Source organism: Acidovorax sp. FJL06, assembly GCF_003852545.1.
Taxonomy (GTDB): Bacteria; Pseudomonadota; Gammaproteobacteria; order Burkholderiales; family Burkholderiaceae_C; genus Acidovorax.
In genome coordinates this window covers 73,164-98,843 of record NZ_QAJR01000014.1, presented here as the reverse complement: position 1 = coordinate 98,843, position 25,680 = coordinate 73,164, and the positions used below count along the sequence as shown (strand labels likewise).

The window sequence follows — 25,680 nt, the reverse complement described above, 5'->3', positions numbered from 1 at the left end:
GCACGTTGTGGCGGCACCACCGCACGGCGGGGCCGCCCTGCCCTGCGGCCCCTTCTCGCATGCCGGTATCAACCGCTCAAGCTGGTCAAAGGGCTCTGCACCGTGAGCACACTGGCTTCGACAGGTTCAGCCCGAACGGCTCCCGCCAGTTGAACGCCCATTGGCACCCACGGCTGGCGGACAGCGGCAGGCGCTACAGGATCAGCGCCAGGCTCGCATCCAGGTGCTCCGACGGCAGGCGCTTGAAGCCCGAGCGGGCATAGCGCTGCAGGCGCCCCAGCGCAAACGCGGTGAGCACGCTGGCCGCCACCTGGGCATCCACCGTGGGCGTGGCCGACGCGGCCGTGGCCGGGCGCAGGCACTGGCGCAGCGTGGACTCGATGCGGTCGAAGAACTGGTTCATGCGCTGCTGCAGGCGCTCGTGCTCGAACACCAGCGCATCGCCCACCATCACCCGCACCATGCCGGGGTTGCGCTCGCCAAACTGCAGCAGCAGCGCCACGATGCGGGCCGCCTGGCGCGCACCGATGTCTGCAGACTGTTCGGGGTCGGGCACATCGCGGCCGGTGATCTGTGCCACCAGGGTGAACACGGTCTGCTCGATGAAGTCGATCAGCCCCTCGAACATCTGCGCCTTGCTCGCGAAATGGCGGTACAGCGCCGCCTCGCTCACCGACAGGCGCGCGGCCAGCGCAGCGGTGGTGATGCGCTCTGCGCCCGGCTGCTCCAGCATGGCGGCCAGCGCCTGCAGGATCTGCACGCGGCGCTCGCCCGGCTTGGGCCGCTTGCGCGCGGCGGGGGCATCCCCCGCGTCGTCGGTGGACGCGGGCTCGGGCTGGGGCGAGAGTTCGGACATGCGGGACAGGGGCTCTGGTTGGGCCCGGCGCCCACCCCATGCCAACAGGGGCATGCGCTGGGGTGCGGCAGGGCGGGAAGAATTGTCACGGAGGGTGCAACAACCGGCGAAGGCCGGCAGGCGGTCCGCCAGCGCCAGGGGCACACGGCCGCCTCCGCTGTTTGCACCAGTCCATCGTGTATGGAAATGATTCTCGCACAGCCCCCGGGCCCCAGTCGCCGCGCCCCGGCAGCAAACAGCTACAAGGGAAACACCACCGTCACCAGCAGCCCGCGCCCCTGCGGGCCGGCGCCCAGCGTGAGCGCCGCACGGTGCACGCGGGCGATCTCGTCGGCAATGGCCAGCCCCAGGCCCGTGCCCTCGCCGCCCGCACCCGGCACCCGGTAGAACCGCTGCAGCACCCGCGTGCGCTCGGCCTCGGGCACGCCGGGGCCGTCGTCCTCGACCTCGACATAGGCACGCGGCGGGCCGCTGCGGCCCTGGCGCAGGCCACAGCGGATGGTGACGACACCGCCCGGCGGGGTGTATTTGATGGCGTTGTCCACCAGGTTGGACAGCAGCTCGCGCAGCAGCCAGCCGTGGCCGGTCACATGCACCAGCTGGACGTCCAGGCCCAGGTCCAGCCCCTTGCCCGTGGCGGCATCCAGAAAGTTCTCCAGCAAGGACTCGCACAGGTCCTTGAGGTCCACGCGCTGCGGCGGCTGGGCATCGAGGCTGCGCGCATCGGCCCGGGACAGCGCCAGCAGCTGGTGCGCGAGCTGCGAGGTACGGCGTGTGGCGTTGCGCAGCTTCTCGATCTGATCCGCTCCCAAAACAATAGCGCCTTGGGCACGATCCTCGTGCGCCAGCGGCATTTTTCGGTCAAAGTCTGGAAACGAGGCCCGCGGCGGCGCTGCCGCCTTGGCCATCATGGCCCAGGCCTCGACCTGCGCCTGCAGGCCCGCCAGCGGCGTGCGCAGCTGGTGCGCCGCATCGGCCACAAAACGGCGCTGCCCTTCGGCCTGGGCATTGACCAGCGCAAACAGGCGGTTGAGCGAATGCACCAGCGGGCGCACCTCGTCGGGCGAGGCGGCCTCGTCGATGGGACTGAGGTCGCGCGGCGAGCGGCGCTCCACCGCTTCGGCCAGGCCCACCAGCGGCTTGAAGGCCTGCCGCACGGCCCAGTGGATCGCAAAGCCGGCCGCCATCAGCAGCACCAGGTTGGGCAGCAGCACCCGGAGCAGCAGTTGCTGCCCCCATTTCTGGCGCGGATCGGAGCCATCGGCCAGCGACACCACCAGCTCGCCGGCGCCCGTGCGGCCGCGCTGCACGGCCACCCGGTAGGTCACACCCCCAAACTCCACGCTGTGGAACTCGGGGGCGAAGGTGGTGGGCACCGCCCCATGCACCCAGTCGCTGCCCAGCAGCAATTTCCCCGACAGGTCGCGCACGCTGTAGGCCGAAAAACCGGCGTGCTGGCGCAGGAAGTCCTCGATCGGCGGCGCCAGCAGCAGCAATGGGGGGGCGTTGTCACGGATCGGCGGGGCCAGCACCGAATCGGCCAGCGCGGGCAGCAAACGCACCAGGCGCTGGTCATGCTGGCCCGCCGCCTCGTCGGCCGAGCGGTAGTCCAGCCACACGCCCACCAGCGCCAGCAGGCACAGCGGCAGCACCAGCATCAGCAGCAGACGGGTGCGCAGGTCCGACGTCATGGCACGCAAGCCAGGCCGCTCTGTGGAGGATTTCCGGCGGAACATGGCGGACAGGGCGGAAGAAAAGGAGCGCCCCGGTCAGGGGGCCTGGAGTTCCAGCCGGTAGCCAAAACCACGGATGGACCGCAGCGCCACCCCATGGGGCTCCAGCTTGCCGCGCAGGCGGGAGACATACACCTCGACGGCGTTGGGCGTGATCTCCTTGTCCCAGCCCGTCAGCGCCTGCAGCAGCTTGTCCTTGCTGGCGGGCTTGGGGGCGTTGATGAGCAGGTATTCGAGCACCGTCCACTCGCGCGGCCCCAGCTCGATCACCTGTTCGCCGCCCCCGCCGCGGATGCTGGCGCGGCGGCCTGCCGTGTCCAGCTCCAGCGGGCCAAAGCTCAGCACCGCCGTGGTCGCGGCCTGCGAGCGCCGCAGCAGCGCCCGCAGGCGCGCCAGCAGTTCGGGCAGCTCGAAGGGCTTGACCATGTAGTCGTCCGCCCCCAGGTCCAGCCCCTGGACCCGGTCGTGCAAGGCATCGCGCGCGGTGAGGATGAGCACCGGCATGGACGGGCTGGCCATGTCGGGGCGCCGCAGCCGGCGCGTGAGCTCCAGGCCGTCCATGGCAGGCAGGCCGATGTCGATGATCGCGGCGTCGAAGGACTCGGCGCGCAGCACCTCTTCGGCACGCTCGCCGCTGCCCACCCAGTCCACGGCATAGCCGGCATCGGTCAGCCCCAGCTTGATGCCGCTGGCCACCATCACATCGTCTTCAACCAAGAGCAAGCGCATGGCAGGCTGCCGAAATATCAAAAATCAGTGCGACCGAATCATCGTGCCGTAGGCCTGCTCGGTCAGGATCTCCAGCAGCATGGCATGCGGCACCCGGCCGTCGATGATGTGCACCGCATTGACGCCGGCCTTGGCGGCATCGAGCGCACCAGCGATCTTGGGCAGCATGCCGCCGGAGATCGTGCCATCGGCAAACAGCTCATCGATGCGGCGGGCGGTCAGGTCGGTCAGCAAATTGCCCGCTTTGTCCAGCACGCCCGGGGTGTTGGTGAGCAGCACCAGCTTCTCGGCCTTGAGCACCTCGGCCAGCTTGCTGGCCACCACGTCGGCGTTGATGTTGTAGCTCTCGTTGTTTTCGCCAAAGCCGATGGGGCTGATGACGGGGATGAAGGCATCGTCCTGCAGCGCCTTCACCACACTGGGGTCGATGGAGACGATGTCGCCCACCTGGCCCACGTCGTGCTCGATGGCGGGGTTCTTGTTGTCCACCATCTTGAGCTTCTGCGCGCGGATCATGCCGCCGTCACGCCCGGTCAGGCCCACGGCCTTGCCGCCGGCCTGGTTGATCAGGCCCACGATGTCCTGCTGCACCTCGCCGGCCAGCACCCACTCGACCACTTCCATGGTCTCGGCATCCGTCACGCGCATGCCCTGGATGAACTCACCCTTCTTGCCCAGGCGATTGAGCGCGGTCTCGATCTGCGGGCCGCCGCCGTGCACGACCACGGGGTTCATGCCCACCAGCTTGAGCAGCACCACGTCTTCGGCAAAGTCGGCCTGCAGGGCCGGGTCGGTCATGGCGTTGCCGCCGTACTTGATGACCATGGTCTTGCCATGGAACTTACGGATGTAAGGCAGCGCCTGGGCCAGAATTTCAGCCTTGTCGCGGGGAGCAATCGAAAGAAGGTCGGTCATGGAGGCGTGCCGTCCGGAAGAAGAAAACAGTAAGGCGTAAATTGTGCCGCATTCGCAAGGCATGCAGGGGCCCAGCGGTTTTTGATCGGGCCCGCCATGGCCGCACAACACGGCCGGCGGGCCTGGGGTGGCTGCCGCTCAATCAGTGGCGCAGCCAGTGCGGCACCTTGAAGCGCACGATGGCCAGGTAGGCCATCACGTAGCTGACCACGAACAGCCCGCAGAACGCCATGAGCAAAAGCGTGTTGTTCCAGAACAGCACGGCCGGCACCACCGTCAGCAGGGTAAAACCCCACAGGTAGGGCGAAGTGCGGTTGTTGCGCATCAGCATGCGGCGCGACTCATCGTCGTGGAAAACCCCGCGCACGATGCGGCGGTAGATGAGCTGGTGAAAATGCAGGGCATCGGCCACCCCCGGCGAGACCCCCCGCACCGCCTTACGGTAGATGGAAAAAATCGTCTCCCAGACAGGGTAGATCAGCAGCAGCATGGGGAACCACGGCGACACATCGGCATTGCGCTGCACCAGCGAGATGCTGGCCATGGCAATCACCACGCCCCACACATAGGCCCCGCCATCCCCGGCAAACAGCATGCCGCGCGGGTAGTTCCAGACCAGGAAGCCCCCCGTGGCCGCCGCCGTGGACACCAGCAGCGCCGCCAGCGCCCGGTCGCCCACCTGCAGGGCCACATGGGCCAGCGCCAGGCAGACAATCAGGGCCACCATGCCCGCCAGCCCGTTGTAGCCGTCGATGATGTTGAAGGCATGGGGCAGGCCCGCCACGGCCAGCACCACAATGGCAACCCCCAGCCAGGGGGCCGCCGCCAGAACGGCATCGAGCCAGGGCCAGCCCATGCGGGGAAGCGTCAGGTTCAGCAAGACAACGGCCAGGACGCCCGATGCGCCGGTCAGGATCAGGCGGTAGCGGACGGAGAGGCGCTGGGTCATGTCTTCGGCAATCCCCCCCAGGGCGGCGGGCAGCAACACCACCAGCCACCCCCACACCCAGCCCCCCAGCCTCAGCGAGCCAGGGTCCCCCCATTGCAGCGACTGCAGCACGCCCAGGCTCCAGCCGCAACCGATGCCCAACAGCAATGCCGCCCCGCCCAGGCGGGGAACATCACCAAAATGAAAGCGCTGCGGCATGCCGTTGCCGTACACGGAAGCGTGGCTGCGCATCCATCGCACGATGTACCCTGCAGCCAACGCTGCGACGATGAATGCCACCACAGATAACCAGATCATGAGCGGCCGATCGTACCCGCACTCGGCGCAAATGCCTGCAAGAAACCGCTAGCCACGGCTGCGCATGGCCACCGATTGACTCCTGTTGCGTGAAATAGTACGGTTCTTGGCGAAAGAAGTGGTGCAGGCCCGCACAGGAGCAGTGACCCCACCAGGGTTGTCGAGCGGGTCATGTGGCGCTTCATGTTTGCGATGGCCGCGCCTTATCGGACCAGGGCACGGTAAATGCGCATGACCTTGGCAACATATTGCTGCGTTTCCGGATAGGGGGGGATCTGCCGCCCATGCTTGATCACAGCGCCTTCGCCCGCGTTGTATGCCGCCAAAGCCAGCTCTTTGTCGCCATCAAACATCCGCAGCAGATCTGCCAGGTAGCGGCTTCCGATCTGCGCATTCACCTTGGGCTCCATGGCGGCATGGTCTCCTTCTGACGCCGGACGCGCAGAAACGCCGTAGCGCTCGGCCGTGGCGGGCATCACCTGCATCAGGCCCAGCGCGCCTTTGCGGGACACGGCCCTCTCGTTGAATGCCGACTCCGCCGCAGCCACGGCAATAACCAGCGCCGGGTCCAGCGACTGCGACAACGCTGCGGCCTCCAGGTGCGGCTTGGCTGCATCAAAACCAGGAAACTGCAGCGCCGATGGCTCGCGCTCCTTGCCGCCCTTGCCCGCCTTGACCGACGGAATGCGGCTGAGCCAGGTCACCCCCCGCGAGGCGGGCGGCGGGGAACCATTGCCCATGTGCACTACACCGTCGCCGTCCACAAACTCCCAGACTGCATCGGCCCAGGCAGCGGATGGCAGCACGCCCCCCAACGCAGTGAGCAGCACGGCGCCGCGCAGAGGGCCTGCCGTCCACTGCAACAGCCCCTCCCGCTCCCTTTTCCAGCCCCATGCGCTCATTTTTTTCCGATCCACCGTGCAACGCTCAGCGCCAAATACCCTTGACCGTGGACCAGACACGCCGCAGCCCGGTCGCGGCCTGTTCAGGCTGATGGTGCTGCGGCCAGGCCTCTCCACGCCGAGCACGGACCAGCCTTGCAGGCATGCCCGCCGCCACCATCCCTGCGGGCACGTCCTGCCGGACCAGCGCCCCAGCAGCCACCACCGCGCCACAGCCAATGGTCACCCCTTCCAGAACAATGGCGCCCGCCCCGATCCAGGCCCCGTCTTCAATCGTGATCTTGGCGCGGGTAATGCGGTTGCGGGCGATGATCGCATCCCCTTCGTCGATGGCATGCCCCGCAGACAAGAGCTTGGCATGGGGCCCAATCAGCACGTCTTCGCCAATCTCCAACCCGCCCTCGCCAGAGAGGTACCCCCCCACATTCACAATGGTGCGCGCACCGATGCGGATCCCCACGCAGGGGTCTGCCACCACATCACCCAGCACCAGGCGCGTGTGCGCATACAGGCTGACCCCGTCGGCCAGGCACAACACCCCGGCACGCTGGCCAAAGCGCATCACGGACACGGTGGGATCGATCCGGCAGTCAGCGCCAAGAACATCCACCCCCGCATGCGATTGCGTGAAATCGGGAACCCCTAGCAACATATTGCCCCCACCATGGCCGCCCACTCAGGCACGGCCCATGAGTCGGCGCCAGCGCCGGGACCACACGCCCCCCGGGGGTGGTGGCGCGGCCAGCCTGGCAGCCAGCGCCACCTCGATCGCTGTCTTCTCGGCTCGCACGATGTCCACCTCGGCGCGCAGCTCCTTGATTTCGAACTGCAGCTTGCCGATGATGTCCTTGGCCTCCGAAAAAGCCTTCTGGTGGTCCAGCAACGACGCGCGCTCACGCTGATGCACCACGGTCAGGGCCTGCAGATCATCACGCAGCTTGTCGGCAGCACCACGAGCCTCGATCAGCTCCCAGGCAGAGGCGTCCACCGAAGGAGTCACCACCACCATCCATTGGTAGACATCGAAGTCCTGCCAACCTGCCAACAACGCCTGGCGCTGCTCGCCGGACAACGCGCTCCAGTACCAGGCAAACTCGCTGCACTCGACCGGCACCCGGTTGGCCTCCCAAACCCTGGGCGACCACCCGCAGTCCAGCAGTACCTTTTCTATGCTGCGCTTGGTGAAGAACCGGACATGGGTTCTGTCCAACTGGCCCTTGTCCGAGTAGTCGAAGATGCCGTTGCGCATCGCCGCCACCACGCCGGCATAGGCAATGTTGGGCACGGAGATCACCAGGCGGCCCATGGGTGCGACAAACTCGCTCAGGCGGTGCAACACCTCCTCGGGTTTCCGGAGGTGCTCCAGCACGTCACAGGCCAGCACCGCGTCAAAACGGCGGCCGGCGATCGCTTCCAGCCAATCGGTGCCGTCCAGGTTCCCCGAGATGACTTCGACCCCCAGCGCCTTGAGCACCTCCAGGGCCTCGGGGTCGTTTTCCACCACCGTCACCCGGTGGCCGCGCTCCAGCAGGACCCGGGTCATGGCGCCAGGGCCTGGCCCCAGCTCCAGCACCGAACCGCCCCCTGGCGGAACCCTGCGCAGCAACCGCGCTGCCCACTCATCACCATCCGGCTCGAATGCGTAGTCGTAGCGCTCAATCTTGGTCATGCTTGTCCCCCAGCTTTGGCTTTCGTTCTACTTCTGATTCTGGTGCCTGTTGCTGCCACATCTGATCCCACAACCCCCACTGCCACCAGGCCCAGGGCCGTGCCCGGACGTCCTGCTCCAGACGCTGGACAACGGCATCGATGGCCTGCCTGGGGTTGTCCGGCAAGGGCTCGACAAGCACGTCCAGATGGTCCGGGCTCCGCGAACAGGTCACCGCGTGCAGCAACGGGACCCCCGTGGACTGGGCAAGCCGTTCGATGCCCGTGGGCAGACTCAGCCCCCCCCCCAGAAACGGATGGCCCCGCAGCCGGCCAAATTCGGGCCGCCATGCATCGGCCAGGATCACCCAGCCCTGCCCTGCCCTCAGGCTTTCATGTACCGGGCGCAGGCCATCGCTCGTGGTGTGCCATGTCCCACCGGTCACGGCGGTGTAACCCTGGATCTTGCGCAGCAAGAAACGGCGCTGCGCCGCCTGCAGTTCGGGGTTGTCGAGCACAGGCATCGTCAGCACGTTGGTGGCAATCCCTGCTCGCGCAAGCGCTACCGGCGCAGTCAGGAGCCGGTCATAGTGGTTGAGCACCAGAATGAACCCCTTGCCCTGGCGGGCCAGGCGCTTCGCATGCTCCGCCCCTTGCAGATCGATGACAGGCCCACCCCAGCGCCCCAACCGGTGGAACGCCATGGCATCCACCATCTCCTGCGCCAGCATCGCCAAATGCGCTGTTGCCCATTGGGCATGCTCCGCCCCCGTGGCCCCCGGAAACACACGGGCAAACAGACCTTCCAGCCAGCGCAGCAGAGGCTCGCGCTCAGCGGCAGATTCGCGGCCTATCCGCCCGGCCAGTCGCCAGGGCAGGGACGTGGGCACGCGGGCCAGGGAGGGGAAGAGCAGGTCCAGGGACCAGGCACGCGTCATTCCACCAGCACCCATTCGTGCTCCAGCCAGGCCACGCCAAACTCCCGGTGTTTCTGGTTCAGCACGGTAAAGGGCTGGATCAGCTCCGCCATGTCCAGAACCTGGATGCCGGAATCGTCCAGCACATACACACTCCACAGGTACTCCCCCGACAGCAAGGGGAAGCGGGGAAAACGCGTGCGGATGCGGTGGGTGCCAACGCCCCGCAGAGGCTTGCCTTCCGCACGGAATTGCGTGCTGGTGCCAAACACGTTGTCCTTGTCCGGCCGGACGATCGCAAACAGCACATGGAATGGCGCATCGGCATATGACTCGATCACGATCTCCACCGACAAATCCTGGAAGGAATCGACCTGTGCAGGATTGATCCCATCCCCGGTTTCGATGGTCAGCCCCCCGATCTTCACCAGGGGCGCCCCCGAAGACGCGGCCGCCGCAGGGGCTGCATCTTTCTTTTCTGCAGCCTCATTCGACTCGACACGCAGATGCGCATACCGGCGCCGCTCATGGGACTCGTAGGCCGTGACCACGTCTTCGGTCGCCCCGATGGCCTGTATCTGCCCTCCATGGACCCACGCTGCCCGCTGGCACAGGCTGCGCACCTGGTAGAGGTTGTGGGAGCAAAACAGCACCGTCGCACCGCGTTCACGCAGTTCCAGGATGCGGTTCAGGCTCTTTTTTTGAAAATGCAGATCCCCCACGGAGAGGGCCTCATCCACGATCAACACATCCGGATCGATGGCGGTCGCGGCAGCAAACGCCAGCCGCATGAACATGCCGGAAGAGTAGGTCTTGACGGGCCGCTCCAGGGTCTCCCGCGTCAACTCCGAAAACGCCGTGGCCCGCACAATGAAGTCCTCCATCGCCACGCCCTCCAGACCATGCAGGGCCGCCATAAAGCGGATGTTGTCGTAGCCCGACTCCTCGGGGTGGAAGCCCGCGCCCAGCTCCAGCAGCGCAGCCACCCGCCCCTCCTGCGTCACCTGTCCACGCGTCGGCCGGATGGTGCCTGCGGCGATCTTCAGCAAAGTGCTTTTGCCGGCGCCGTTCTCGCCGATCAGGCCAAACGTCTCGCCCGCCTGGACCTCAAAGTCCACACCTGTCAGTGCCACATGCACCCGGTGGCGTTGGCTGCGCGTCACCCATTCCCACAGGCGGTCCTGGGGACGGGCGTACACCATGTAGGTCTTTTCGATGCCCTCAAAGCGGATGGTCATGATTTACAGGGCCTCGCCCAACGCGGACTTCATCGAACGGAAGAACCACCACCCGCCACCGCCAAGCAGCACCACCCACACCGCCAGGGCCACGGGCGTCCCGGGTGGCACGGGCATGTGCAGCACCGCGCCTTGCACCATGAGCACCAGGCAGGCCAGCGGATTGAACAGGAACCAGCGATGGAACTGCTCTGGCACCTGGGACAGCGGGTACACGATGGGCGTCAGGTAAAACCACAGCTGCAGGCCAAAAGCCACCATGGAGCCCACATCGCGCCACAGGAAATGCGCCATGCTCAGCAACAGCGTGAGGCCATAGGTCAGCGCAATCTGGGCCAGCACCAGCACGGGCAGCCAGGCCAGCGACGCATAGGGTCCCACGCCCTGGGCGACCGACAACACCAGCAGCAAGCCGTAGCCAATGCCCAGCACCAGCAGGCTGCCGCCCACCGACACGGCCGGCAAAATCTCGGCAGGCATCGGCTGCTTGCGCAGGAAATCCTCATAGGCGGCTAGGCACCCGACCCCCCGCCCAATGGCATCGGTGAAAGGCAGCCACACCGCCAAGCCGGCGAGCAAATGCAACAGGTAGCCATTGTTCACATCCAGCCCAGGCACCCGCACCGCCAGCACCAAGCCAAACAGAACATAGAAGATCGCCAGGGAAGCCAATGGCTGGACGAACGCCCAGGCAAAGCCCAGCACCGACCCGGCGTAGCGGGTCTTGAACTCGCGCACCATCCAGTAGCGCCACAAAACCCACAACTGGCGCGCGTTCCGAGGGGCGGCCGATGACACCGCCGTCGATAGGGATTCAGGACGCGTCATGGCACCGTCCGCAGCCATTGCACCGACATGGCCACACCCTCTTCAAACGCCATGGTGGGCGCCCAATGCAGCTCATCCTGCGCACGCTGGATGTCCAGCACGTTCACCGGTGGGTCAAATGGGCGTGCCGGAAAAACCCGCCGTTCCACGGCCTGGCCCAGCAACTGCTCCAGCGTGTGGATGATGTCATTGACGCTGTGCCCTGCACCGCCGCCAATGTTGAAAATCCGCGTCGCCCCTTCGTGGCGAGCGGCGTTCACGAAGGCACGGCCCACATCCGAGGCATAGACAAAATCGCGCACCACGGAGCCATCGCCCCACACATCCAGCGGCTGACCATGCAAGGCGCGGTGCGCGAACACCGCAATCACCCCTTGCACCCCATGGGGCTGCTGCCATTCGCCATACGGATTGCTCAAGCGCAGGATGCGGCAGGGCAGGCCATGCTGCGCCTCCTCGATGCGCAGGTGGTGCTCGATCGCCAGCTTGGTGGCCCCGTAGGCGCCCATCGGCAGGGTCGGGTGCGTTTCGCTCAGCGGAACGAACTGCGGCCGCCCATACACGGCCCCGCCCGACGAGGCAAACAACAGCCTGGGGCGGGCGCCCTTGTGGCGCAGTGCCTGCAGCAGGCGCAAAGTGCCCACCAGGTTGGTCTGCGCATCCTGCACCGGATCTTCACTCGCCGTGGCAGGCACCGTGGACGAAGCCAGGTGAACAATCACATCGGCACCGCCCACCCGATCCCACCATGAGGCCAGATCAAAACAATCCGCCTGCACCTCACCCGCCAGCCAGGGGGCGCTGCCCGGTTGTGGCAGCGTCCGGTCCACCGACCACACCGCCATGCCCTCGGCCGCCATGGAGCGCCCGATATGGCGCCCCAGAAAACCTGCCCCACCCAAAATGGCACAACGCATCAGGATTCGCCTCGCGGTTTCTGTGCACGGGCGCGCTGCAGGCCCACCTCGAAATCACGGGCCACAGTGTCCCAAGTCAACCCCCGGGCGAACGCCTCGGCACGCTGGCTCATGGCGTGGCGCCGCGCGTCGTCCTGCAGCAAGGCACACACGGCGTCTGCCAGCTTCTCGGGCGACGACTCCGCTAACACCACCACCTCGTCATTGAGCAGCCATTCCACATTGGCACCCCGGTTGGACACCACGGCACAGCCGCTGGCCATCAACTCCAACGGCAGCAGCGATGCATTGGTGAGCGACAGCACCAGAGCTGCATCGCACTGGCTGTACAGGTCCGGCAGGTCGTCCAGCGCCAACGTGCCGCAATTCAGGTGGGGAAACGGAATGTGATAGCCCGCCGTGTCCCAACCCGCCAGCACAAACTGCACATCAGGCAAGCGCTCCCACACGGCGTTCAGCACCAGCAGGCCAATTTCAAACGCACGCCGAGGCGTGGGGGGCCGGGCATAGAAGAACACCCGGCGGATTTCCGGCTCCCGCCGGGGCAGGCGGCGGTAGCGCTCCAGCTCCACGCCAAAACCCACCGGATGGGTGGTCATGCCGTATTCCTGCGCCAGCTTGTGCGCCAGCCAGCCACCGGCCGTGATGCCAAAAAACCCGAAATGGTAAGTGTTCTCGGCCAGCACCGACTCCGACCCCACCGGGTAGAAATGGGGCTCGTAGTCCTGCACAAAATACAGCTTGTGCTGGGCGCCCGTGAACGCCCGCACCGCATAGGCCGTGTCCCAGCCCGTGGCCAGGGCAAACTCGCAGGGGGGCAGCTGGTCCAGCCCCAGCAGCACCTGGGCCTGCAACGGGAAGAAATGCTCGCGGATTTCGTCGCGGGCTTCGCCTGCGTTCTGGTGCATGACGGGCTTGCCGATCACGATGGTGGACGTGTAGCCCATCTGCTCCAGGTGCCAGATCGTGCGGAAGATATTGAGGTGCCCGCCCGAGCCCAGGTTGAAATCGGGAATGAACCACAGAAGGGTTCCCGCCCTGGCCTCGCCCGGCACAGCCGGCAGCACGTAGGGCAGTGCAAAGTCGTAATGCCGGAAGACATCGACATACCGGCCAGGCCCCTGGCGCAGGCGGCGCACCACAGCGCGCGTGGCAGCCAGCACACCTTCCTTGCGCACCATCTCCTTGACGCGCCAGATCTTTTTCTTGAGGTTCAACGCCATGGTCAGGCCGCCCCCGCGCGCTGCAGTTGCTCATCGCGCGACACCGAGCGCAACAGCCAGGCGGGCAGGCGGTCGTGGCGCGTCCCCAGGTATTGCCCCACCACACGCGCCAGCTCGATGCAGGCCATGTACCCGGCATTTTTGAACAGGCGCCAGCCCCCCAACCCACCCGTGCGCAGCCACGCCAGATCCCGCTTGGCCAAGTGCACGGCCGACCTCAGCGCCCGGGGCAGGCTGTCCTGGATGCGGTAACCGAAATAGAGGTTGAAAGAGCGCGCCTCGTCAAAGTTGCGCTGCAACGTCTCCCACACGCCGAAATCGTGCGAGTGGAATACCACCGCATCGGGAACAAAAGCCTTGGCATGGCCCGCCTCGATGGCGCGCAAGGCCCAGGTCTGGTCTTCGGCAAAGGCCACTTCGGGCAAGGGCAGCTGCTCCCACACCGCACGGCGGATGCACGAGTTGTTGCTGGAGAAGAAATGCAGCCACTGCCGATAGCCAGGATCGACCGCAAAACGAGCACGGTCGTCTAGGCGCACCACCGACAGCTTGTCGCCAAAACCGGCAAAGTGCTGGCTCAGCTCGCAATGCGTAACATGCCGGGCGTGGGGGTGGGCCCGGTGGGGCCCAAAGGCCCCCGCCACCGCAGGATCAGAATCGCAGCCCTGCACCATGTTGGCCAGCCACTGCGGGCTGGCGGGCCGGGCGTCCTGCGTGATGAACACCAGAAAATCGCCCACCGCCATCGACGCCAGAAAGTTGCGCGTGCGGCCGTGGCCGAACTCCGCAGCGGGAATGGTCTCGACACGCACACCGTAGCGGCGCGCCAAATCCACGGAGCCATCCGATGAACCTGAGTCCACCACAATCACTTCGAAGGGCCAAGGCGCCTGCTGGGCCAGCACCGCCTCCAGCACATCGCCCAGCAAAGGCCCACCATTTTTGACTGGTATTAATACAGACGCTCGAATATCAGCCATGCGATGCAACAGCAAGTCCTAGAGAAGGCGAACCCATGAGTCTAACAAATCCGCCTGCAGGGGCCTGCGCAACGCAGGCCGGGGGCTATTGCTGCGGTTTCGCGTCGGCCTTGCCATCTGCCTTGTCTGCAGCAGCGCTAGAGCTGTTGGCCTTGGCTACCAACTCACGAATGGCCGCGCGGTCAATCTCCACGCCATAGCGCTTGAACAAATCCGCACGCATCTGGGTCTGCGCCTCTTCGCGGCAATAGCTGACAGCACGGGTCGCAGCAAAAGTCTTGGACTCATCCCACGACAATTGGCGCGCCTCGCGCTTTTGCAGCACCGAGAACAGATAAACAAATTCATCGTCCTGCACGGGCCCCAGCAACTCGCCCGCCTTCACCGTCTTCAAGGCGCGCATGATGGTGTGGTCGCCATCCAGCGTGATCCAACCCAGATCACCCTGCGCATCCAGCGAATACTCGCCCTTTGCGCGCATCGCGACCAAGCCAAACTTGCGCTTGCCCTGAATCACCGCACGAGCCTGGTCCTGCAGCCAGGCCATGGCCGAGCCGCCGCCAATCTCCGTTGCGGCCGGCAAAATAATGCGCTCCACGCGCGCTTGTGCAGGCACCATAAAAGCTTGAGGGTGCGAATCGAAGTATTTGCGCGCCTCTTGCTCATTGGCCGGCGCCTCACAGGCCGGTGCCTCCTTTTTGTAGACGGCCAAACCATACACGTCGTCAAAGCGCTTGGGCACGCCTTCACCCCTGCGCGGCAAACCCAGTCGCCCCCCTTCAAGCACCAGTGCACGGGTCATAGCCATCTCTTGAACCACGCCCTCCACCCCCCAGGCATTGCGCGCAATCTGCCGAAGATCAATCCGATTGTCCAGATAGTCCGACAGGTCCTGCTCGCTCACCACCTCGCCATTGGCCATGCGCGCCAGGGGCTTCGCCAAAGGGGCCGACTGGGCCCAGGCGGAAGCCAGCGCCATGCACAGCACTGCAGCGGCCACATGCTTGATCTTTTTCAGCGTCATCTCTTTTCGTCCTCTTTATGGTGTTTGGGGCCGCGCCTGTTCCCACAGGGGCCCATAGATAATTTCAACGCCCATTTTCTTGGGCAGCGCGGCCGAGTTGTAGACCACCAGGTCCTGCACCCCATCCGCATCGGCATCCGCCAATTGCAAACCAGTGGCAAAACCGTCCACCGGCAACCAGCGCGTCTCCAGCACGGCACCGTCAGCCCCCAGGCGCTGCAGGTACAGGCGTGAATCCACCCCCCAGATCACCAGATCGTCGGAAAGCGGCAGCACACTCACGGAGCCCACAGGTTGGGGGGCGGCGATCCACTGAAGTTCCCCACTGTCCATATTGAAGCGCAGATTGCGGCCGCCCGTTTCCAGCGCCACATACAGCCACTGGCCCGAGGGCGAGGGCCGGGTCTGGCGCGGGATGATGCGGGTTTCGACAGGCACCGCCAACAGGTTGCGCGCAGGTTCTTGCAAGCTGCCCCCGGGCGCCAGCACCACGCGCTTCTCGTCCAGGCAAGCTGCCACCACCCCCCCGGCTGGCGCACCCGGTGCCCGCTGCACACGCACCGGGTGCCAAGGGGCTTCACACCACTTGACGCGCTGCACGCGCGTGGCAGCTTCGGGCTGCTCCGGGGCATAGTCCACCCACACCACCTCCTTGCCACTGTACGGCGTGGCCAGCAAGCGGAAGCGCCCCTCGGAAGCGCTCACCAGCACCACGTCGCGCGGCGAAATCCCAATGGGAATCTGGCGCAGGGGTTGCAAACGCCCCTGCACCACACGGAACACATCCAGGCTGAAGCTGTTTTCCACCGCAGCCACCACCAGGTCATCGGAAAGCCAGATGGCACTGTCGGGATGGTAGGCCACGGATTGCTTGTCCAGCAAACGCGCCTGACGCCCCTTCACCTCGTAGAGCACCACCATGCTCTTTTCATGCTCGACTGCCACCAGTCGACAACCCACAGCGCCACAGCGCAACTCACCACCCCAGGCCATGTTCACATCAATCCCCGTGCGCGCAAGTTGCGCCACGGAAGGCCCGCTATCGTCAGAAGCAGCACCAGACTGCCCCCCCTGAGTTGGCACAGGCGCGGATTGACAGGCTGCAAGCAGCAGCGCAGCAACGATGGTTGCAACCACGTGCAAAGGACGTCCCAGTATCATTCCAAACTTCCCATTTTTGACACACCAAAACAAATAGCGCCCAGAGGCGCTATTTGTTTTGAGGGTGGCACAAGGCCACCCTGTCTAAGCCTCTCTGGCGCGGCGAGCCGCGCCATCAAGTCATTAGAACGCGGCGGACAGGCGGTGTGCGCCCAGCAGCGTTTGCACAGCACCGAAGGCAGGAGCCACGATGGTGGAGTATGCAATCACGGAACCACCACCAGCGGACAGCAGAGGGCCGACCAGAGCAGGAGCCACGGGAGCGCCGGATGGCGTCACGCCTGGGTTCCACTCGATGATACCGTCCAGGAACGCAGCAGGGCGGCCGGCGATGGTTTCAGGATCGAACCACGACAGTTCGCTTTCTGCCAGAGGGAAGTTCACGGACTGGCGGTTTTGCGCGTTGTCATAGATGTTGACAGTGTGCGTACCGATTTGGTTGCCCGTGGACCACACCGTGATGCGGGTGTCGTTGCCGCTGTTGACCGTGCCGTCGATGAAATAACGCAGCGACAGTTGGGTCGTAGGAGCCACCGTTGCGGCACCAGCCACGCTCACCAGGCTCTGGGAATCCATCGTCGACAGATTGGTAGCAGCGGCCAGGGTCAGAGGACCGTCGATCACGGGCGTGAAGGCCACGCTCTTGCCAGCGACGTCCACATAGAACGCATTGCCAGCCAGCTGACCGGAAGTAGCAGCGTCAACTTGGGTAGCCAGGGTGGCGTTTGCTGGAGCGCAAGCCGTAGCAGCCGTCAGAGCAGCGCCGCCCGAACCCACGGCGAACACCAGGTAACCGCGCTTGCCTTCCATGCCAACGCCGGAAGACGTAGCCCAGTTGAAACCGGTGTACTGCTTGTTGGTCATGGGGAAGCAGCCGTCCACACCGTGGTTGGAGTTTTGATCGAACCAGGTCCAGAACACGGGGATCGTGCGGCCGGATTGGTTCACCAGACCGACAGCGGTGGTGTTGGCAGCGCCATTGTGGATCACGTTAGGAACCACCAGGCCGTTGGAGAACGTACCGACCGTATAAGCCTGAGCCACACCAGCCGTCAGCGCAGCTGCCGCAACGGCTGCCAGAGCAAATTTTTTCATCTTAAATGTCCTTAGAAAAAAGAAGGAAGCTTCCCACCCTTGCGGGCTGTGCAACCCATCCGTCAAACCGTTTGGGCTGCGAGTATCTTAGCCCGTGAACACAGGGTTTTCAATCCTTGCATCACTTTCATTTTTTTCACTGGCGTTTTGTTGCAGCAACACAACGAAGCCCAGCCGCATTTGCAACCCTCAAAGAACGCCCTTGCGCTCTGCGTGGTACCACAGCCCATCCACCCGCACCCATTCATCCTTCAAGACGACCTCTTGGTCCATCATGCGCAGCACAGGGATCGAGTAAGTGACTTTCACATCGACCACGGCCCGGTCACCCTCCAGCGAACGAACCTCCAGCACCTGCACAGCTTGATAAAGGATGCCTTCGCGCTTCAGATAGGCCTGCAGCGTCCAGCCGGGTTTTTTGGACAGCTCCTCATACTTCCAGGAAGTGACCGCGTCGTTGTCTTGCACCGACTTCCAGAACTCCTGGGCGCGTTGCAACAGAACCTCACGGTCTTTGGCGGGCGAGGGGCCGCTGGCACAGCCCACCAGCCCGGCCGCCAGCAAGGCCACGGCGGGCACAGTCAAGCTAGCCAGCACGCGACGGCGTTGAAACATAGGCAATTTCATGCATATTCTCCTAGAAAAATGGGTGAACAAAGTGCTCGCTCACTATATGTAGTAGCTATCTAATATGTTGTTGTCGCTGCAGCCCTGGGTTCAGCGTTGCAACGGGGTTTGCGCCGGTAGTGCTGCGGGCGCAGACACCCCACGATCAAGGGGCGGCGCCGACTGCAAGGACATGCTGCGCATGCGCTGGCGCATCTCGGCGCTGGCGCTGCGCAGGGCATCGTCATCCTCCAGCGCGCGGGGCGTCATCAACACCAGCAACTCGGTGCGGTTGTTGTTGTTGGTGGTGTTGCCAAACAGGGCGCCCACCACCGGGATGCTGGAGAGCAGGGGCACCCCACTGCGGCCCGTGGTGTCGTTTTCGCGGATCAAGCCCCCCAGCACAATCGGCTCGCCGGAGCGCACGGCCACGCGGGTCTGGATCTGGCGCGTGAGGAACGCGCGCTGGCCCGTGGCGGTATCCAGGTCGCCCACATCGGTCACCTGCTGCGAAATGTCCATGGTGATCAAGCCCCCGGCATTGACCGAGGGCGTGACGGACAGCATCACACCCGTGTCTTTGTAGACGATGGATTCGGTCACCAGATTGCCTGTGGTGACCGAGGTGGAGCTCTTGATGGGCTGCTGCTGGCCTACCTGGATGGTGGCGTTGTGGTTGTTCAACACCAGCACCGACGGGCTGGACAGCAGGCGCACCTGGGATTTTTCGGCCAGCGCATTGAGCGTGGCGCGCACAACCCCCGCCTTGTTGAGGATGGTGTAGGAGAAGCCGGGCTGCTTTGCGCCGATGTCGCCGGTTTTGTTGAGGTTGAGCAGCGCCTGCCCTTCACGGCCACCCGACAGGCTGTTTTGCACAAACCACTCCACCCCATATTGCAGGTTGCCCGTGAGGCTGACCTCCACAATGCTGGCCTCGATCAGCACCTGGGAGGGCGCCTTGTCCAACTCGCGCAGCGCCTGTTCGATGCGGCGGTACTCAGTGCGCGGAGCACGGATGAGCAGGGCATTGCGCTTTTCGTCGGCCACCACGCGCACATTGCCGTCCAGCTGGCTGGTGGACGTGAGCGAGGCGTTGTTGGGCGAGGCCTTGCTATTGCTGTTGTTTGCCATGGATTGGAAGCTGGAGCCCCCCGTAGAGCCCGTGCCGGAGCTAGAGCCCGACCCCGTGCTGCTGCCGCCAAAGGGGTTGGTGCCGCCTGTGCTGCCAGAACCAAGGCCAGCGCTGCCCGTGCCCGCACCCTGGGTGAATTGCGTGGGCGCAGAGCCGCCCGCCACGCCGCTACCCGATTTGGCCTGCGCGGACTGCCCGCCAAACAAGCCATTGAGCATTTCTGCCAGCTGCAAGGCCGAGCCGTTTTGCACGGGGTAGACAAACAGGCTGGCTTCCAAGGTGTCGGTGGGGCGGTCCAGGCGCCGCACCCAGGTTTCGACCTGGGTCAGCAGGTGGGCACGGGGTGTGACCACCACCAGGGCATTGAGCCGCTCGACCGGGAACACCCGGATGAGCCCGCCCAGGGGGCCGGCCGCCTGCGCAGATGCGGCACCACCTGCCGCCGCAGCAACACCGCCGGCACCGGGGGCCGCACCCGCAGGCGCTGCAGGGCTGGCGCCACCATAGGGGTCGGCGGATTTTTCGGACCCCAGCATGGCCTGCAATGCGTCGCGCACGACGTTGACGTTGGCGTTTTCCAGCACAAACACGCCCAGCGACATGCCAGAGAGGAAGTCCACGTCAAAGGCCTCCACCATCTCTAGCCATCCGCCCAATTGGGCCTTGCTACCCTGCAGCACGAGCAGGTTGCGCATGCTGTCCACATAGACGATGGATTCCTTCGGGGCGATGGGCGCCAGGATTTTGGCCATTTCGGCGGCCGCGATGTGGTTCAGCGGCACGATGACCGTGCCCGAGCCCGACAGGTCCTTGAAGTTGGAAGCGCCCACCACCGGGCGCGCGCCCAGGGTGACCGTGCGCTTGGTGACGTGGTACACGCCCGCGTTGTCACGGACGATGGCCAGATCGTGCGGCAGGAGCACGGCGTCGAGCACGTCGAGCACCTGGCTGCGCAGCAGCGGCTGGCGCGTGTGCAGGCTCACCACGGTGTCGCCGCCTGCGTCGATGGTGTAGTTGAGCTTGAGCAGATCGCCCAGCAAAGCGGTGGCGAGGTTGCCCACCGTAACGTTCTCGAAGTTGAGGGCAACCTTGTCGCCCTGGGCCAGGACGGGGTCTACGCGGGGCGCGATGCTGCGCTTGAAAAGCGTGTCATTGCCCGGAAACAGCCGCGAGCCTGCGGCAGACCGCTTTACTTCGGGCTCTTTGCCCCCCCCCGCCGCAGAGGCGGACGGGCTTTCTGCCACCGCTGGCACAACCGGCACAGCGGACTGCGCAGGCGCCTGCGCTTCATCCTTGCTGGCAGGTGCTGCTGCACTGCCGGCGGCAGAAACAGGCACGGCAGCAGGCACGGACTGGGGCGCAGGACTTGCAGCGGGACCACTCTGCGTGCTGGCACAGCCCGAGGCCAGCAACGCCAGCAAAAGAATGGAAGGCCGAATGTTCATAGGGGGTAACTCCACAATATTGGGGTGCACTACGGCGGTTTACTGGTTGGCCGCTGGGTTGCGCGCACGGTCAGCAATGGGGCCCGGTCTTGCTGGCGCCACCGCGGGGCTTCCGGCCTCCAGCGGCCGCTCCACCTGCCCTTCGTCCGCAGAGGCGAATACGGCCTTGCGGCCATCGAACGACACAATGCGCCAGGGCTGTGTGGCCGCGGTGATCTTGAGGGTGCTGCCATCCGCACGCTGCAAAATGGCCACGCGCTCCCCGCCCGACTCCAGCACGGCCGTCAGCCGCGACTGGGTCAGCTCACGCGCCACGCTGCCTTTCTTGTCGTCCACATCCGGGGGGCGGCGCGACACCCAGAACACGGGGCGCTCCAGCGCCTGCTTTGCGCGCATCGGCGCGGGCTGCGGCATGGGCTCCACCTTGGGTAAATCGGGGCGGCGCGCCTCTGGGGGGGCCCAGCGGTCCTTTTCGGCCTGCCACCAATAGGCGCTTGCAACCAAGGCTGCAGCGGCCAGCACGGGGCCCAGATACCAGGGCTTGATCATCATGGCGTGGCCTTTTCTGGCGCCAGGGGCGCCTCCAGCTGCAAGGCCAAGCGTGCAGCCTGCGGGCCGGCGCCCGAGCTGGCGCCTTCGCGCGTGATGCTGGCTGTGCGCACCCAGAACGGCGGGCGGTGCATTTGCAGGCTTTCCATGAAGCCCACCAGCTTGGGCCAGTCGCCCGTGACGGTGGCCGTGAGGCGCATGCGCGCCAGCTTGCCCTCTGCCCCCGGCTCCAGGGCCACCTGGGAAGACACCAGGGTGCTGCCGGAGGCCACGATCATCTGGCGCAATTTCTGCTGAACATCGTTCTGTGCGGCCTCGCCACCAGGATGCAGCCAGGGAGCCACCGTGCCGCTGGCGGAGCTCAACAGGGTTTCGATGTCGGCGCCCGCATTCACCACGCCCTCGAGCCGCTCGCTGCGAGGCTCCAACTGCTGCAAGGCGTTGTCATAGCGCGCCCACAGGGCCTGGTACACCAGCGCAGCACAGGCCAGCCCCCCGAAGAACAGCAACAGCACCGCAAACACCGAGCGGCGCAACCAGGGATTCATCGTGTTCATGGCTTTGCTCCTTCGCCGCGCCAGCGCATCTCGAAGGTGAAGCGCTCCTTGTTTGAGGTGCCCTCACGCACGCTGGCCCCCGTGGCACGCACATCGGCCAGCGCGGGGTGGCGCCCCAGCTGCGCAATGAGTTCCGGAGCATTGGAGGTCAATCCCGTGATGCGGATCTCGGAGCCATTGATTTCGATGCGGTCCAGCCAGGTGTCTCCCGGCAAGGCAGCCGAGAGGCCATCGACCACGCTGGCCAGCGGCAGATCGGCGCTGACGTTCTTGCGCAGCTCCTCGGCCATGCCGGCCTGCCGGCGCAGCTCATCCATCTTCTGGCGCAGGGGCGCAGCCTTGGGCACCAGCATGTTGACATGCTCGACCGCCCTCACCACCGCCTGGCGCTTCAGCACCAAAGGCATCAGCGCAGGCAGTGACAGCGCCACCAGCAACAGCAAGAGCAGCACCACGGCCGCACCGTCCACCCACCGCTGGCGGCTGTTCTGTTTCTGCCAGGCCTGATTACGCACCGGGAGGGCACGCCCTTGCCGCACCAGGAAAACAGGGGCATCTTCGCGCAGCCCGTGCTGGACCAGCAGTTGGTCGCGCGCACTGCGCCGGCACATTCCCCATTGAACGGACCACCCCCCGTGGGCATCCGGCTCGGCCCGCCAGGCGGCAACGATCTGGTCTGGTGGCAGAGGGGACACGCGCCAGAGCGCTTCCTCCACCGCACTGCCCAAGGCTTTGCATGGCATGGCGGGAAGTTGCACCGCCCCCCACAGACATTCGGACTCGGGCACCAGCAGGCCCACGGCCTTGCGGCCACCGGCCCGCTTGCGCAGGCGCCCGCCTGTCACAGACCAGCGCCCGCCATCGGAGGCCACGGCGGCGCTTGCGCCCGCGGGCCAGGCGCCATGCTCCACCAACACCCGCTGGAGGTCACCAAAGCCCCATGCGAGCCGGTCCAGCGCGGCTTGCACACGAAGAGATAGCTGCCCCCAACCTGTCATGGCTTGAATTCCTGTTCCGGCTTGTTAAAGCGGCGTGTTGGCTCTACCGAGCGCGTTGTCCAGGGCGTCAGTGCGTCCGGGCGTTCGCCGAGGTCCATCCACACCTCGCGCTGCCACCAGCGGTCGCCCTCGACCTGGGCGAATGCCCGCAACCGCAGGGTCTGCCCCCCTGATGAACGGGCAGGCATGAAGAACTCGGCAGCCGCTCCCGAAAGAAGCAGACCTGCCCGCATTTCCGGTGGGGATTTGTGAATGCGCGCCCCAAGACCTTGCTGGCCCGTCAGGGCGTCGATCAGCGCAGGGGGAGCGGAATCGATTTCGATGCGTTGCTGCCCGTTGATGCCCAAATGGGGCGCGATTATCTCATAGAGCCCCGCGGTCATTCCCAGCACCGATTTCAGCTCGGACAGGTCGTCCAGCGCTGCGTTGCGGGGCATGGAGGGCCAACCCGCTGCACGGTACTGGGCCGCCTCAGCCCCCCCCACGCCGCTGGGGATATCGTCGGGGTCGAGGTAGTCCCTCACGCGCGAGGCAAGGATGGCCGCCTCGCCCGGCGAGAGCCCCCCCGCCCTTTGGAAGAGTGCCTGGAGCAGTGCATCGCTGGCGACGTTCACGTCCACCAGCCCCCCCGATGGCGTGATCTCCACCCATATGTCGCTTTGCCCCAAGGACAGCCGCTGGATCCGATACGAGCTGTCCTTGCCTTTGTCCAGCAGCAAGCGCTGGGCGGTCAGCTGTATCGCGGCATCCAGAACGGACTCCGCGCGCAGGCGCTCCAGGTCCAGCGTTGTCCGCTGGGTTTGTTGCCGCACCCCTTGCGCACCCGCCAGCACCACCAGCGACAGCGCAGCCACCAGCCACAGCACCATGATGAGCGCCGCACCCCGGACCTTGTGTACCCGCCTGGCCATCACCGGGCCCTCGCCAAAGGAAACACGAGGGGCGGCCAGGCGCCGCGTTCGTCGGCAATTTCGACCCGGACCCGGGCGGGATAACCCGCCTTGGACGCATCCCACTGCTGCGCCCATTCGCCCGTGCGGCCATCCTGGTAGTACCACTGCAGGGTGCGCACATCCCGCAGCAGCGTCTCACGCAAGGCACTGCCCCAGTCCAGCGCCATGAGCGCGCCGTCGTAAGGAACGGCCTCGACGGAAAGATCGACACGGCCGTTGTCATGGCGCAGAGGGCTCATGCGAAACACATAGAGCCCGCCCGCATCACCGCGCTCGGGCAAGGGGGCCACCCATATGACACCTGCGGCGTTGCCACTGAAGAAATTGACAAAGGTATTCCCATCCCGCCGGCTGAGCAGCCGCAGTGCATCGAATTTGCGCCCCAGCCACTGGCTGACCACCAGCATGCGCTCCGAACGGTCCATCACGCGCTGATTGCGCTCCTCTGAGCGGCCGATCACGCCGAAACCCGCAAACATCAGCGCGACCACCGCCGCCGTGACGGCCAGGGCAATCAGCAACTCCAGCAGGGTGAAACCGCGCGACCGGTTATGGGGAAGGCGGTTCATAGCGCTGACCGGTAGGGTTTCCAGGTGGTCCAGGTCATGACCGTCGGGCCATCCTTGCCACGCGTCACTTCGACGGTGACCTTGGCAGCGCGCAAGGGCGCCCCCGGCACAGGCCGCCCATCCTCCTCCCGCAGGGGGATCTGCTGAGCCTGCATCTGGACATGCCAGTGCCACTCCCCCGCAGCGCCACTGGGCTGACGCTCTGCATCTTCGGCAAACGTGCTGCCGGCCAGCACCGAGCGGGCGACCAGCGCCGCCTCGATCCGGGATTCGACATCCACCACGCCTTTGGAGCTCTGCCCCACCGTCCGATAGAGGCTGGCGAGCGCAATGGAGGCAATGGACATGGCGACAAGCGCCTCCAGCAGGCTGAACCCTCGCTGGCGCGCCCCCCATAGCACCGGCTTGCGCCCGCCGAAACGGGGCCCCAGGCAGCGCAGCAGGCCGTGCATCGCCGTCATGACGGGGCCACGGCGGCGGCTTGCTCCACCGTGCCCAGCAACCAGTTCACCCGAAAGGCCACGCCCTGCCCTCCCCGCAACACCGCCAGGCGCCCACCCCGGGCGCCGCCATCGGTATTGAACACAAAGAGCGGGACACCTGGCCCCGACGCCATCCCGGCACTGCGCTCCATGGCGTCCCACTGGACCTGCAACGCAGCAGGAATATCGAGGTACAGCCGTCCATCAATCAGGAGCTTGCGGATTTCGGGCTGGTAGGTGACAAGCACGGACCGCCCCTCTCGCACGCTGAGTGCCCGTGCCTGCTGGAGCTGGCTGGCAACATCGCGCACGGTCTGGTGGTAGCGGGATCGCTCCATGAACGACTGTCCGCCCACCCCGACCACCGACACCGCAATGGCAGCCACCACCAGCACCACCAGCAGCTCCAGCAAGGTGAACCCTTGGCTTGCCGGGCCTGCAGGGTGCGCGCGAAAACGCCCCATCATGCGATACGGATCACTGGGTAGACATCCTGTGCTGCAGGTGTTTTTCAGTTGTAGACATCGGCGTTCTCGCCGTCGCCGCCAGGCTTGCCATCCGCCCCCAAAGAGAACACATCCGGGCCCCCATGGCGGCCGGGGTTCTTGTATAGGTAGGCCGCGCCCCATGGGTCGGTAGGCAGGCCCTTTTTCAGATAGGGCGCCGTCCACCCCTGGGCCGTGGCAGGCCGCTCGACCAGGGCCCGCAAGCCTTCCGCATCGGAGGGATAGCGGCCGACATCCAGCTTGAAGAGGTCCAGGCTCTGTTCGATTTCAGAAATCTGGATCTTGGCCGTTTTGGACTTGGCGCCGCCAAGCTGGTCGAGCACCTTGGGGCCCACCAGGCCCGCGAGCAACGTCAGGATCACCAGCACCACCAGCAACTCGATCAGGGTGAAGCCCGAAGCACGGCGGATTTTCAAGGCATTCTCGGTATTGCGAAATTTTGTAATATTCATGACGAATTTTCTCAAACAAT

The 25,680-nt window shown here is 65.5% G+C and carries 27 protein-coding genes; all 27 read right to left on the bottom strand.

Going from position 1 to position 25,680, the window contains the following annotated elements; genetic code table 11:
• Nucleotides 1-193: 193 nt before the first annotated feature.
• Nucleotides 194-856 carry a nucleoid occlusion factor SlmA gene (gene slmA, locus DBV10_RS09030; RefSeq protein ID WP_124512738.1) on the bottom strand — a complete coding sequence of 221 codons (663 nt, stop codon included), beginning with the start codon at nt 854-856 and terminating at the stop codon, nt 194-196.
• A 239-nt stretch (nt 857-1,095) separates the two neighbouring features.
• On the bottom strand, nt 1,096-2,547 hold the full coding sequence (locus tag DBV10_RS09025) for a sensor histidine kinase (protein ID WP_124512736.1): 1,452 nt from the start codon (nt 2,545-2,547) through the stop codon (nt 1,096-1,098).
• Nucleotides 2,548-2,625: 78 nt separating this feature from the next.
• On the bottom strand, nt 2,626-3,318 hold the full coding sequence (locus tag DBV10_RS09020; RefSeq protein WP_124512734.1) for a response regulator transcription factor: 693 nt from the start codon (nt 3,316-3,318) through the stop codon (nt 2,626-2,628).
• 24 nt (nt 3,319-3,342) lie between these two features.
• Nucleotides 3,343-4,233 carry an acetylglutamate kinase gene (gene argB / locus DBV10_RS09015; protein ID WP_094288851.1) on the bottom strand — a complete coding sequence of 297 codons (891 nt, stop codon included), beginning with the start codon at nt 4,231-4,233 and terminating at the stop codon, nt 3,343-3,345.
• A 142-nt stretch (nt 4,234-4,375) separates the two neighbouring features.
• A complete protein-coding gene (locus DBV10_RS09010; RefSeq protein WP_124512732.1) occupies nt 4,376-5,479 on the bottom strand; it encodes a glycosyltransferase in 1,104 nt (367 codons plus the stop codon).
• 203 nt (nt 5,480-5,682) lie between these two features.
• Entirely contained in the window at nt 5,683-6,183 is a 501-nt protein-coding gene (locus tag DBV10_RS09005) for a lytic transglycosylase domain-containing protein (protein ID WP_370451129.1), read from the bottom strand.
• 223 nt (nt 6,184-6,406) lie between these two features.
• Nucleotides 6,407-6,943 carry a DapH/DapD/GlmU-related protein gene (locus DBV10_RS09000; RefSeq protein WP_233589864.1) on the bottom strand — a complete coding sequence of 179 codons (537 nt, stop codon included), beginning with the start codon at nt 6,941-6,943 and terminating at the stop codon, nt 6,407-6,409.
• A gap of 114 nt (nt 6,944-7,057) precedes the next feature.
• Complete coding sequence (locus DBV10_RS08995) at nt 7,058-8,050, bottom strand: bifunctional 2-polyprenyl-6-hydroxyphenol methylase/3-demethylubiquinol 3-O-methyltransferase UbiG (protein ID WP_124512726.1); 993 nt, start codon at nt 8,048-8,050, stop codon at nt 7,058-7,060.
• Nucleotides 8,037-8,966 carry a lysophospholipid acyltransferase family protein gene (locus DBV10_RS08990; RefSeq protein ID WP_199740073.1) on the bottom strand — a complete coding sequence of 310 codons (930 nt, stop codon included), beginning with the start codon at nt 8,964-8,966 and terminating at the stop codon, nt 8,037-8,039. The genes DBV10_RS08995 and DBV10_RS08990 overlap by 14 nt, the downstream gene beginning before the upstream one ends.
• Nucleotides 8,963-10,183, bottom strand: a complete 1,221-nt coding sequence (locus tag DBV10_RS08985) for an ABC transporter ATP-binding protein (RefSeq protein WP_124512722.1) — start codon at nt 10,181-10,183, stop codon at nt 8,963-8,965. Before DBV10_RS08985 ends, DBV10_RS08990 begins: the two co-directional genes overlap by 4 nt.
• A 3-nt stretch (nt 10,184-10,186) precedes the next feature.
• Nucleotides 10,187-11,011 (bottom strand): ABC transporter permease, encoded by an 825-nt coding sequence (locus tag DBV10_RS08980; protein WP_233589863.1) that lies wholly within the window; start codon nt 11,009-11,011, stop codon nt 10,187-10,189.
• Nucleotides 11,008-11,928 (bottom strand): NAD-dependent epimerase/dehydratase family protein, encoded by a 921-nt coding sequence (locus tag DBV10_RS08975; RefSeq protein WP_124512720.1) that lies wholly within the window; start codon nt 11,926-11,928, stop codon nt 11,008-11,010. The genes DBV10_RS08980 and DBV10_RS08975 overlap by 4 nt, the downstream gene beginning before the upstream one ends.
• Nucleotides 11,928-13,151 (bottom strand): glycosyltransferase family 4 protein, encoded by a 1,224-nt coding sequence (locus DBV10_RS08970; protein WP_124512718.1) that lies wholly within the window; start codon nt 13,149-13,151, stop codon nt 11,928-11,930. Before DBV10_RS08970 ends, DBV10_RS08975 begins: the two co-directional genes overlap by 1 nt.
• Nucleotides 13,152-13,153: 2 nt before the next feature.
• Entirely contained in the window at nt 13,154-14,131 is a 978-nt protein-coding gene (locus DBV10_RS08965) for a glycosyltransferase family 2 protein (RefSeq protein ID WP_124512716.1), read from the bottom strand.
• A gap of 85 nt (nt 14,132-14,216) precedes the next feature.
• A complete protein-coding gene (locus tag DBV10_RS08960; RefSeq protein ID WP_124512714.1) occupies nt 14,217-15,110 on the bottom strand; it encodes a peptidyl-prolyl cis-trans isomerase in 894 nt (297 codons plus the stop codon).
• Nucleotides 15,111-15,170: 60 nt separating this feature from the next.
• Nucleotides 15,171-16,184: a VCBS repeat-containing protein gene (locus DBV10_RS08955; RefSeq protein WP_124512712.1), complete on the bottom strand. Its 1,014-nt coding sequence runs from the start codon at nt 16,182-16,184 to the stop codon at nt 15,171-15,173.
• A gap of 255 nt (nt 16,185-16,439) precedes the next feature.
• Nucleotides 16,440-17,411 (bottom strand): hypothetical protein, encoded by a 972-nt coding sequence (locus DBV10_RS08950; RefSeq protein ID WP_124512710.1) that lies wholly within the window; start codon nt 17,409-17,411, stop codon nt 16,440-16,442.
• Nucleotides 17,412-17,600: 189 nt separating this feature from the next.
• Entirely contained in the window at nt 17,601-18,026 is a 426-nt protein-coding gene (locus DBV10_RS08945) for a hypothetical protein (protein ID WP_233589862.1), read from the bottom strand.
• Between the two features lie 102 nt (nt 18,027-18,128).
• Complete coding sequence (gene gspD / locus DBV10_RS08940; protein ID WP_124512706.1) at nt 18,129-20,594, bottom strand: type II secretion system secretin GspD; 2,466 nt, start codon at nt 20,592-20,594, stop codon at nt 18,129-18,131.
• Between the two features lie 39 nt (nt 20,595-20,633).
• Nucleotides 20,634-21,146 (bottom strand): hypothetical protein, encoded by a 513-nt coding sequence (locus DBV10_RS23075; protein WP_233589861.1) that lies wholly within the window; start codon nt 21,144-21,146, stop codon nt 20,634-20,636.
• Nucleotides 21,143-21,700, bottom strand: a complete 558-nt coding sequence (gspM, locus tag DBV10_RS08930; RefSeq protein WP_233589860.1) for a type II secretion system protein GspM — start codon at nt 21,698-21,700, stop codon at nt 21,143-21,145. Before gspM ends, DBV10_RS23075 begins: the two co-directional genes overlap by 4 nt.
• Nucleotides 21,697-22,698, bottom strand: coding sequence for a PilN domain-containing protein (locus DBV10_RS08925; protein ID WP_124512704.1), 1,002 nt, complete (start codon nt 22,696-22,698; stop codon nt 21,697-21,699). The genes gspM and DBV10_RS08925 overlap by 4 nt, the downstream gene beginning before the upstream one ends.
• A complete protein-coding gene (locus DBV10_RS08920) occupies nt 22,695-23,567 on the bottom strand; it encodes a general secretion pathway protein GspK (protein WP_233589859.1) in 873 nt (290 codons plus the stop codon). The genes DBV10_RS08925 and DBV10_RS08920 overlap by 4 nt, the downstream gene beginning before the upstream one ends.
• A 41-nt stretch (nt 23,568-23,608) precedes the next feature.
• Nucleotides 23,609-24,220, bottom strand: a complete 612-nt coding sequence (locus DBV10_RS08915) for a prepilin-type N-terminal cleavage/methylation domain-containing protein (RefSeq protein ID WP_124512700.1) — start codon at nt 24,218-24,220, stop codon at nt 23,609-23,611.
• Nucleotides 24,217-24,681: a prepilin-type N-terminal cleavage/methylation domain-containing protein gene (locus DBV10_RS08910; protein ID WP_233589858.1), complete on the bottom strand. Its 465-nt coding sequence runs from the start codon at nt 24,679-24,681 to the stop codon at nt 24,217-24,219. Before DBV10_RS08910 ends, DBV10_RS08915 begins: the two co-directional genes overlap by 4 nt.
• Nucleotides 24,678-25,169, bottom strand: coding sequence for a GspH/FimT family pseudopilin (locus DBV10_RS08905; RefSeq protein ID WP_233589857.1), 492 nt, complete (start codon nt 25,167-25,169; stop codon nt 24,678-24,680). The genes DBV10_RS08910 and DBV10_RS08905 overlap by 4 nt, the downstream gene beginning before the upstream one ends.
• A gap of 44 nt (nt 25,170-25,213) precedes the next feature.
• A complete protein-coding gene (gene gspG, locus DBV10_RS08900) occupies nt 25,214-25,660 on the bottom strand; it encodes a type II secretion system major pseudopilin GspG (protein ID WP_124512698.1) in 447 nt (148 codons plus the stop codon).
• Between the last annotated feature and the right edge of the window lie 20 nt (nt 25,661-25,680).